Origin of the sequence: Mycobacterium sp. E1715 (genome assembly GCF_001667625.1) — a bacterium.
Taxonomy (GTDB): Bacteria; Actinomycetota; Actinomycetes; order Mycobacteriales; family Mycobacteriaceae; genus Mycobacterium.
The window spans coordinates 1-9,012 of sequence record NZ_LZJJ01000432.1 but is presented as its reverse complement, the minus strand read 5'-3'; the positions used below and the strand labels follow the sequence as shown (position 1 = coordinate 9,012).

General features: G+C 68.2%; 9 protein-coding genes and 1 pseudogene. 4 read left to right on the top strand and 6 right to left on the bottom strand.

Translation table 11 applies throughout. The annotated features are described in order from the left end of the window. Positions 1-227: 227 nt before the first annotated feature. On the top strand, positions 228-1,085 hold the full coding sequence (locus tag A9X03_RS21035) for a pyridoxamine 5'-phosphate oxidase family protein (RefSeq protein WP_067748884.1): 858 nt from the start codon (positions 228-230) through the stop codon (positions 1,083-1,085). On the opposite strand, the gene A9X03_RS21030 is transcribed toward A9X03_RS21035, so the two are convergent. After that, complete coding sequence (locus A9X03_RS21030) at positions 1,082-1,717, bottom strand: TetR/AcrR family transcriptional regulator (protein WP_369807381.1); 636 nt, start codon at positions 1,715-1,717, stop codon at positions 1,082-1,084. The two genes, A9X03_RS21035 and A9X03_RS21030, sit on opposite strands and share 4 nt — an antisense overlap. Positions 1,718-1,822: 105 nt before the next feature. Here A9X03_RS21030 and A9X03_RS21025 point away from each other — a divergent pair, with 105 nt between their 5' ends. The 3 genes from A9X03_RS21025 to A9X03_RS21015 are packed head-to-tail and all read left to right on the top strand — an operon-like array spanning position 1,823 to position 5,534. Continuing rightward, positions 1,823-2,953 (top strand): VOC family protein, encoded by a 1,131-nt coding sequence (locus tag A9X03_RS21025; RefSeq protein ID WP_067748877.1) that lies wholly within the window; start codon positions 1,823-1,825, stop codon positions 2,951-2,953. Beyond that, a complete protein-coding gene (locus tag A9X03_RS21020; protein WP_067748874.1) occupies positions 2,950-3,900 on the top strand; it encodes a fumarylacetoacetate hydrolase family protein in 951 nt (316 codons plus the stop codon). The genes A9X03_RS21025 and A9X03_RS21020 overlap by 4 nt, the downstream gene beginning before the upstream one ends. Beyond that, entirely contained in the window at positions 3,897-5,534 is a 1,638-nt protein-coding gene (locus A9X03_RS21015; RefSeq protein WP_067779695.1) for a bifunctional 3-(3-hydroxy-phenyl)propionate/3-hydroxycinnamic acid hydroxylase, read from the top strand. Before A9X03_RS21020 ends, A9X03_RS21015 begins: the two co-directional genes overlap by 4 nt. On the opposite strand, the gene A9X03_RS21010 is transcribed toward A9X03_RS21015, so the two are convergent. The 5 genes and pseudogenes from A9X03_RS21010 to A9X03_RS20990 form a co-directional block, all read right to left on the bottom strand. Then, positions 5,426-6,316, bottom strand: coding sequence for a universal stress protein (locus A9X03_RS21010; protein ID WP_067748869.1), 891 nt, complete (start codon positions 6,314-6,316; stop codon positions 5,426-5,428). The genes A9X03_RS21015 and A9X03_RS21010 overlap by 109 nt on opposite strands. 137 nt (positions 6,317-6,453) lie before the next feature. After that, complete coding sequence (locus tag A9X03_RS21005) at positions 6,454-7,365, bottom strand: formate/nitrite transporter family protein (protein ID WP_067779690.1); 912 nt, start codon at positions 7,363-7,365, stop codon at positions 6,454-6,456. Further along, the gene (locus A9X03_RS21000; protein ID WP_067888745.1) at positions 7,362-7,631 is read right to left on the bottom strand and encodes a hypothetical protein; all 270 of its coding nucleotides are present in this window, start codon (positions 7,629-7,631) and stop codon (positions 7,362-7,364) included. Before A9X03_RS21000 ends, A9X03_RS21005 begins: the two co-directional genes overlap by 4 nt. After that, positions 7,628-8,248: an RNA polymerase sigma factor gene (locus tag A9X03_RS20995; RefSeq protein ID WP_067748860.1), complete on the bottom strand. Its 621-nt coding sequence runs from the start codon at positions 8,246-8,248 to the stop codon at positions 7,628-7,630. The genes A9X03_RS21000 and A9X03_RS20995 overlap by 4 nt, the downstream gene beginning before the upstream one ends. Before the next feature lie 10 nt (positions 8,249-8,258). Beyond that, positions 8,259-8,945: pseudogene (locus A9X03_RS20990) on the bottom strand (acyl-CoA dehydrogenase); the annotation flags it as partial. Positions 8,946-9,012: the final 67 nt, after the last annotated feature.

The following is a 9,012-nucleotide window of genomic DNA, read 5'->3' as shown; positions in this document are numbered from 1 at the left end:
CCGCCGGTGACGCGGCGAGCAGTCCCACACCGGCGGATGGCCGGGGTGGGATCGAGCTCGACGAGCTCCGGAAGCGCGCCGGGCGCTACTTCGATGAGGTCGCGGCGGGGCAGACGATCGAGGTCATCCGCGGCGGCAAGCTGGTCGCCCGCATCGTGTCGGTCGCGTAGGAACGGCGGCGGCGCATACCCCGGAAGCTTTCCCGAGGTCATGTTGTTGAGCGGTGCATGACCATGACGGGCTTCCACGAAGGAGAGACCGCGACACAGCGGCGAGCGGGCGTCGAAGCCGAGGCCAAGCGGCTCGAGGGCATGCTCGACTCGCCGGGCCTGTCCGGCGGCGCCGCAAGATTTCTCGCCGCACAGCGATTCGCCGCCCTGACCGGACGGGACCACGACGGCGTGCTGTGGACGTCGCCGTTGATCGCCGCGCCGGGTTTCCTCCGCGGCCGGGACGACGTCTTGCGTGTGTCGGCATCCCCCCGCAGCGGCGACCCGCTGCACCGGCTCCCGGCCGGCCAACAAGTCGGACTGATCGCGATCGACTTCGCCACCCGCCGCCGGTTACGGGTGAACGGCGAGCTCGTCGGCTCGGACGACGCGGGCCTGGCCGTCCGCGTCGACCAGTCATACGGCAACTGCCCCAAGTACATTCACCCGCATACCATCGACACCGACGCCCTCGGCGCACCCGCTTCACTGCGCGCGAGACGCGCAACGCTTGACCCGTCCGATCAGGCGATGATCGCGAGGTCGGACACGTTCTTTCTGGGCACGAGCCATCCCACCCGGGGTAGCGACGCGTCGCACCGCGGAGGCCCACCCGGCTTCGTCCGGGTCGACGCCCCCGACCGGCTCTGGTGGCCGGACTTCCCCGGGAACAACATGTTCAACAGTTATGGAAACCTGGCCGTCGACGACGAGGCCGCCTTGCTGTTCGTGGATTTCGGGACCGGTGCGAGCCTGCACCTCACCGGGACCGCACAGGTGCGGTGGACTAGCCCCGGTGCCCCCGGGGACGACGGCGGCGTGGGCAGGAACGTCTCATTCTCGGTCGGTGCCGTGGTCAGCGTCGGCAACCGCTAACCCTCGAGGAATCCGCCCTCGGGAAGCGGGCGTTGGCAGATCGTCCGCGCCTCGGCGGCGCTAAGCCCGAACAGCCGCAGCACGTTCTCGGTGACGAGGTCGGCGGCGTGCGCGTCGTCTCGATCGGGGTTGTCCCGCAACAGGTTTCCGAGCCCCAGCAGCGCACCGCCGGCCATTGCGAGGGCCAACTCGGGATCCTCGACGTCGAACCGACCGGCCGCGACGCCGGCTTTGATATCACGCAGGGCGCGCGGCGCCAAACCACGTTCGGACGACAGCAGCTCCAGCCCGTTGGCCAACAGGATCCGGCTCTCCTGCGGGCGGCGGCGGAACAGCCTGCCGGTCATCCGAAAGCTGGTGGCGAAGATCTCCGCCGGGTCCTCGATGGACGCGGTGAGCCGGTCGAGCATCGCCCCATAGACGTCGAGCACCTCGGCGACCGCGGCCTCGAACAGCTGCTCCTTGCTGTCGAAGTGGTTGTAGAAGGACCCCATGCCGACGTCGGCGGCCTGGGTGATCTCCAGGACCGGCACGTTCACCTTGCCCTCGGCGATCAGTTGCTGCGCGGCCTTGACCAGCGCCGCACGGGTGCGCCGCTTGCGCCGCTCCAGCCGGTTGGCCGGCTCCGCCATCGCACTCACCCCCGCATTATGCATCAGTCATGAGGATTTCGTCAGACTCTTGACTGAACGTTATCTCGTATGTGACGATTTCGTCAGTTAGGTTTGGGAGTGACCATGGATTTGACCGAAAGCGCACGTCCGGAGGCGCACAGCGAGCAGGGCGCACTGCGCGGGGAGCATCCCGGGCGGTCGCGCAACCCCGTCATCAGGGTCGCCGACATCGCGTGGCTGGAGTTCGAGCGGCCAGACTTGGGGCGCGCCGAGGCGTTCGCGCGGGCATTCGGCTTCCACACTGCCCAGCACGGCCCCGGCGAGGTGCAGTTGCGCGGCACCCGGGCGGGTACGCCGTGCGTGATCCTGCGTCGCGGCAGGCGCAGCCGGTTCACCGGCGCGGCGTTCCGGGCCTGCGACGAGGCCGACGTGCTCCGGCTGGCGGGCAACGCCGGGGCACCGATGCGACGGCTACCGGAGGCCATCGGCGGGGTGTCGGTCGACCTGACAGACCCCAGCGGAATGTTGGTTCGGGTCGTCGCCGGCATGCACGAGCTCCCGGACCTGCCGGGCCAACAGGCCCACGTCTTCAACTTCGGCCCCGAGGTGCGGCGCACCAATGCCGGCCAGCGTCCCCCGCGGGTGCCCGCCCGGGTCGAGCGCCTGGGCCACCTGGTGGTGCAGTCGACCAAGTACCTCGAGACCCTCAACTGGTACCTCGACAACCTCGGCATGATCGTCAGCGACTTTCTGTACTTCCCCGGCCAGCGGCACCGCGGCCCGGCGATGAGTTTCATTCGCTGCGACCGCGGTTCGATACCGGCCGACCATCACACCCTGGCGATGGCCCTGGGGCCGGCCAACCGCTACGTGCACTCGGCCTATCAGGTCAGCGATCTCGACGCGCTGGCTGCTGGCGGCGAATACCTTGGCGCGCACGGCTATTCCCGGTCCTGGGGAATCGGCAGGCACATCCAGGGCAGTCAGATCTTCGACTACTGGCGCGACCCCGACGGCGACTTGTTCGAACACTTCACCGATGGCGACCTGTTCGACAACACGCTCGACCCGGGCTGGGCGCCCTTCACCGCATCCGGGTTGGCGCAGTGGGGGCCGCCGGCAAGCAGAGATTTCCTCGGAACCGACCCCAAGTCGGCACGCCGGGAACTGGTTTCGATGATGACCGCCCTCCGCTCGCACAACGAATTCGATTTCAACCGCCTGATCGGCCTACTGAAAGTTCCTACCTCATGACCCTTTCCGTGCTGCACACCGCTTCCGAAACCGACCGCGCCTGGTGGCTCAAAACCGCCGAGGGCGCAGTCAGAATCGACACCACCGCCACCACCACCGCCGCGTTGCTGGCCGACCGGGCCGCCATCGAGAGTGCGGCGACGAAAACCGAAGCCGTCGCCCTCGACACCCTCGCCTTGGTCTCACCGGTGACCCGGCCGTGCCGGGTGATAGCTCAGATGACCAACTACGAGTCGCACGTCAAAGACGCGGGCATGGATCCGGCGTCCATCCCCCTCACCTTCTTCCGCAAGGCGTCCGCCTCCATCACCGGGCCGTTCGACGACATCGTCAAGCCCCCGCACGTGAAGCTGCTCGACTACGAAGTCGAGATCGGCCTGGTGATCGGCCGCGCCGTCCCGATCGGCACCACCATCTCGGACGCCAACCTCGGCGATTTCGTCGCCGGGCTGGTGGTCACCAACGACGTCTCCGCGCGCGACGTCCAACTCCCCCAGACCCAGTTTTACGAGGCCAAGTCGTATCCGACGTTCACCCCGGTCGGCCCCGAACTGGTGCTGCTCACCGCCGACGAGCTCAAGCGCTTCGGTGACCTGCGATTGCGCCTCAGCGTCAACGGCGAGGAACGCCAGAACGCGCTCGTCGAGGGCGACATGCTGTACCGGCCACTGCAGGCGCTGCAGTCGCTCACGCAGTTCCAAGAACTCGCCCCGGGTGACCTGGTGCTCACCGGCACCCCGGTCGGCACCGCGCTGAGCGCCCCACCGAAGCCGGTACAGTTCGTCGGAAACCTGTTGCCGCCGGGACTCAAATGGAAGATGTTCTTCTCGCGGCAGGCCGCCAACCGCAATTACCTGCACGACGGTGACATCGTCGAGGCGTCGGTGGCCACCGACGACGGCGCCATCGATCTCGGAACGCAGCGCACCCCAGTGCGATACACATGACGACCCCGGCTACGCGGCGGGTACCCGTCGTCATCGTCGGCGCCGGACCGACCGGCGTCACCGCGGCCACCCGGCTGGCGCAGTGCGGCGTCCATTGCCTGGTGCTCGATCGCTGGACGGACGTGTACCCCCAGCCACGAGCGGTGCATCTGGACGACGAGATCTATCGCATCATCGCCCGCCTCGGGTTGGGCGGCGAGTTCGCCGCGATATCACGGCCGACGCTGGGTTTGCGGTTGGTGGACAGCCGGTTCCGCACTCTGGCCGAATTCAACCGCGACCCCGAGCACAGCGTGCACGGTTTCCCGCAGGCCAACATGTTCGACCAGCCCGAATTGGAGACCCTGCTGCGGGCCAACCTCGAGCGCCATCCCAATGCCGAACTGCGCGGGAACGCAGAAGTCACCGATGTTGTGGCGGACGGAACGCGCATCCGCGTCACGTTCACCGACCGCTCAGACGGTGGGCGTCACCACGTCGACGCCGACTACCTGCTGGGCTGCGACGGCGCCAACAGCCTGGTGCGGGCACGGATCGGTTCGACCATGCGGGACTTGAACTTTCAGCAACGCTGGCTGGTCGTCGACATCGCCAGCGAGGCGGACCTGGGCCAGTGGGACGGGGTGCACCAAGTGTGCGACCCGGATCGCGCGGGAACGTACATGCGCATCGGGCCGGCCCGCTACCGGTGGGAGTTTCAGTTGCTCGCCGGCGAAACCGCGGCGGACTTCGGCACGCTCCAGCGGCTGCGACCGTTGATCAAACCATGGACCAGCACCGTACCCGTCGCCGAGCTCACCCTGGTGCGGGTCGCCGAGTACACGTTCCGGGCACAGATCGCCGACCGCTGGCGCAACGGCAACGTCTTCCTCCTCGGCGACGCGGCGCACCTCACTCCCCCGTTCATCGGCCAGGGCATGGGCGCCGGGCTGCGCGACGCCGACAATCTCGCCTGGAAGATCGCCGGGGTCCACCGCGGCGCCCTTACCCCGGACGTGCTCGAGACTTATGAGCGCGAACGAAAGCCGCACGCTCGCTACATGATTCGCCTCGCGCTGAGTATCGGCTGGGCGATGACCGGCGGCGGCCACCTTGGCAACGCAGCGCGCCGGGCGCTGTTGCCGCGGCTGCGGCTCATCCCCGGCCTGCGCGACAAGGTCGTCGACTCCACAACGCCGCCGCTGCACCGCTCAGCGTGGGTGTCTAAATCGCGGCGACCGCATCAGCTACCGGGCACGCTGTGCCCCAACCCGCCGCTGCACGACGGTCGACGGGTGGACGACGTCCTCGGCACCGGTTTCGCGTTGATCGCCGTCACTCGCCCCGGCGCCGCCGACGAGGCCGCCCTGCGGCGGCGCGACGTCACCGTGCTGGTCGCCGACCCCGGCAGCGCTCTGGAGACGTGGCTGCGGCGGGGTCGCGTCACCGCCGCGCTGGTGCGCCCCGACCGAACGGTGGCGCGCGCCGGGCGCGACCTGGCCGCCCTTTGCGCGTGGACCGCCACCGCCCTGTCGCCCGGCGAGCGTCAGCCGGACGCGGACGGCCGGGCGACGATCACGGGTATCCGTACCGAGTGCAGCACGGCGTTGCTGACCGATCCCAGGAGTATGCCGGACAAGCCGCCACGGCCGTGACTGCCCACGACGAGAAGCTGGGCGAATTCCGACTTTTCGGCAAGCTGCCGAGCCGGCGCGTCGCGTTCGACCAACCTCTGCACCGTCACATCGGGATAGCGCTCCTGCCAACCGGCCAGGTTCTCGGCGAGGCTCCGCTGGGCCTCCTCTTCCAGTGACGACCAATCCGCTTCGGGGAGTTCGCTGATCGCGATGTCGCTCCATGCGTGCAAGGCCATCAGGTCGACGCCGCGCCGGGAAGCCTCGTCGAACGCGACGGCGGTCGCGAGCTCGGAGGCCGGCGAGCCGTCGATCCCCACCAGAACGGGAGCGTCCCCGTTGTCCGGCAGGTCGTCCCCATGGATCACCGCGACGGGACAATTCGCGTGCCGCACCACCGTCGCGCTGACCGAGCCCAGCACGCCACGCGCCAGTAACCCGCGTCCCGCCGTGCCGACGACGACCATCTCCGCCTCGTCGGACATCTTGATCAGGGCCAGCGCGGGGCTGGAATACACGAGTTCCCGGTTGATCGCGATCTCACGGTCCGCCGCTAGCGCCTCCTCGGCGAGCTTGATCGCGTGCATGATCGCCTTCTTGCCCTCGTCTTCCAGCCGCACTGCCAGAGAGTCGGGGTATGGGACCGGCGGCCAGGTGGCGGTGGGCGTCGTCACCGCGTGGACGACGGTCAGTGGAACTTTCCGCATGGCCGCCTCGCGCGCGGCCCAACGTGCCGCAGCGTTCGATGCCGTCGAGCCGTCGACCGCGACGACGATGCCGCGCTGTTGGTCAGGTGCTGACATTTCGTTCTCCCTCCATCACCGACGACGCTATAAACCCGACGGGCGTGGGTCGTGAGGCTTAAGTCCCTAACCACCGGGACGGAGGGCTGTTACCGGCGTGGCGTTAAGGCGCCCTTAACGCCACGGTCACTCGCCGGTCAGACGGCTTTCCGTTGCAGCTGCGCGATGACCCAGAAGGGCAACGCCACAAACAATGTCCCGCCGATCAGATTGCCGACGGTGGTCACGCCGAGGTTGGTGAGCAAGCCGTGGTCGCCGAATCCCCAACCGATCGTGCCCCGGGGTGCCGCCGGGTGAAACAGGTTGAGCAGCAGGGGAATACCGAGGAAGCCGACGTTGGCGATCACGTGCTGCGTGCCGCCGATGACGAACGCGAACGGGCCGTAGAACGCGAATGCCATTCGGGCGACGTCGCTGCGGGCCTTGAAGAACATGCACATCGAGGTCTGCAGAAACCAGGTGCACACGACGGCGAGGAGCAGTGCGGTCAAGAAGGGCTGGCCGGCCTTCTGGGTGCCCACGGTAGCGGCCCGCTCGGCGAAGGCACCCAGATACGGGCCTCCCGCGGCGCCGCAAACGGTGACGAAAAGCAGCGCGCCGAGGACGTTGCCGATGAGGCCCACGACGACCAGGAAGGCATAACCACCGGCGCTCATCGTGCGATTCAGGACGGCGAGAAATCCCGCGGCCATGTCGGCGGTGATCAAAGACATGCCCGACACCAGGATCAGGACGAAGGACATGCCGAACGCCAGCCCCATCAGCAAACTCGCGATGCCCGGGGACTTGACCCCGGTGCTCACCATCAGCGCCAGCAGCGCTCCGAACGCGACCATCACGCCGCCGACCAGGGAACGCATCAGGAACGCCCACGGGTGCGTAGCCTTCTCGACCGCCATGGCGGCCACCCGGTCGACCATGGCGCCCACGCTCAGCGGCTCGAACGGATCGTCGGGGATCGTCGCCTTGGTGTCAGACGGGATGTCTGCGAACAGCTTTGGTGGTGACGCTTTGCCATCCAGTTGCGGCGCCGGCGCATTGATCGTCATGGGTGCTCGTCCTTCCGTAAAGCGTTGATCGCGTTGATGACCCCCGAGATGTGCTCATCACTGAGCCTCTCCCCTTCGAAGACGTGGTTGAGCAGGATCTTGAGGTCGAGCATCTGTTGCAGGTAGACCAGGCATGGGGGGCACTCGTCGAGGTGCTTGGCGACGATGGGGCCCCACTGCCGGGGGTCGGAATCGACGAGTTCATCCACCAGTCGGACGAAGTCGACGCAGTCGATGGCGGGGACAGTGTTGTCGTGCACGGTCATCGGCGATACCGCTTTTCCAATTCGTTGCGAAGATTTCCCCGGGCGCGGTAGAGGAGCGCGCGCTGCCCTTCGGCGGTCAGCTCGAGAAGTTCGGCGGCCTCTTCGGCCGGGGTGCCGACGATGTCACGCAGGATGACCAGTTGCCGTTGCCGCTCCGGCAGCGCGTCCAGCGCGGTGCGGACGTAACCGACGAGCTCGTTCTCCACGGTGCGGTCCTCCGGCAGGAAGCGCCGGGACGGTGGAAGGCTCCAGTGCCCGGCATCGGGATGGCCGGCGGGATGCATGCGGCCCGCCAGGGGGTCCACGTCTTCCGCGGAAAGCACCTCGTGGTCGCGAATGCGGGATTCCCGGCGCCGGTGCCGCGAGGCGGTGTTCTTGACGATCCCGAACAGCCACGTCCCGACCGACGAACGGCCCTCGAAGGAATCCGCGGACTGCAGGACCTGCACCCACGCCTCCTGCACCGCCTCTTCCGCCACCGCCGGCGAATCCACCATGGTGCGCGCGAAATTGATCATCGGCCGGTGAAAGTCGCGCACCAGATTAGCCAGCGGGATGCCGCCGACCGCCCGTTCGGATTCGGTGCCACCCGGCGGCACCGCCACCGGGGTCACCATCGTCTCGCACTCAGCCGCATGCGGCCAGCTCCCAGCGCAACTGCCCTTCCGACGGGGACTGGACGGGAATGAACGCCGCCTCCCGGTAGCGGCGGCTCGCCGATGTCCTGCTCGCGTAGCCCTTGCCGCCGGCGGTGCGGATCTCGAGATCGGCACTGGCGCTGGACAGCTCGGCCGCGGCGAGGCGCAGCGACAACAGCTCCCGCTTGGTGGGCGGGTCATCCCCGCCCACCGCCGCGGCCAGACCCGCCAGGGTGGCCTCCGCGGTGGCGAGCTTCTCCGCGACGTTGTCGACCTCCGCCGCGAACACCGAGTTGACGCCGCCGAGGCCGCCTTTGGCCTGCTCCACCGCGGTCCTGGTGAGACCCAGGCACATGGCGGACTGCAGGACCAGGAACGTCGGGCGGACCGCCTGCAGGAATCCCTCGAAGTCTCGGGACAACACTTGGGCCGAGGGCACGGGCACGTCGGTCAGGTTCAGGTATGACGAGGCGGTGCTACCCATTGCCAGCAGCTCGAAGTGATCGCCCACCACCACCCCCGCCGTGCTCAACGGCAGGGCCACGATCAGCCGCTCGCCCGCATCGGTGCGCACCGCGGTCACCATGGTCGAGTCGGGGTACAGGTTGCTCGCCCACCTGATCGGACCGGACACCCGGTAGCCGCCCTCGATCGGCGTGGCCGTCAACTCGACGCTGGCCACGGAATAGCCACGGGGAAGCTGCTGTGGCAACGGTATTGACGAAGCCCGCTCTCGCCGAGGC

Bases quoted from the DNA above. Each gene is read 5' to 3' on its own strand.
- A9X03_RS21005 (WP_067779690.1), bottom strand. From the start codon at position 7,365: ATGACGATCAATGCGCCGGCGCCGCAACTGGATGGCAAAGCGTCACCA.
- A9X03_RS21010 (WP_067748869.1), bottom strand. From the start codon at position 6,316: ATGTCAGCACCTGACCAACAGCGCGGCATCGTCGTCGCGGTCGACGGC.
- A9X03_RS20995 (WP_067748860.1), bottom strand. From the start codon at position 8,248: ATGGTGACCCCGGTGGCGGTGCCGCCGGGTGGCACCGAATCCGAACGG.
- A9X03_RS21030 (WP_369807381.1), bottom strand. From the start codon at position 1,717: ATGGCGGAGCCGGCCAACCGGCTGGAGCGGCGCAAGCGGCGCACCCGT.
- A9X03_RS21035 (WP_067748884.1), top strand. From the start codon at position 228: ATGACCATGACGGGCTTCCACGAAGGAGAGACCGCGACACAGCGGCGA.
- A9X03_RS21025 (WP_067748877.1), top strand. From the start codon at position 1,823: ATGGATTTGACCGAAAGCGCACGTCCGGAGGCGCACAGCGAGCAGGGC.
- A9X03_RS21015 (WP_067779695.1), top strand. From the start codon at position 3,897: ATGACGACCCCGGCTACGCGGCGGGTACCCGTCGTCATCGTCGGCGCC.
- A9X03_RS21000 (WP_067888745.1), bottom strand. From the start codon at position 7,631: ATGACCGTGCACGACAACACTGTCCCCGCCATCGACTGCGTCGACTTC.
- A9X03_RS21020 (WP_067748874.1), top strand. From the start codon at position 2,950: ATGACCCTTTCCGTGCTGCACACCGCTTCCGAAACCGACCGCGCCTGG.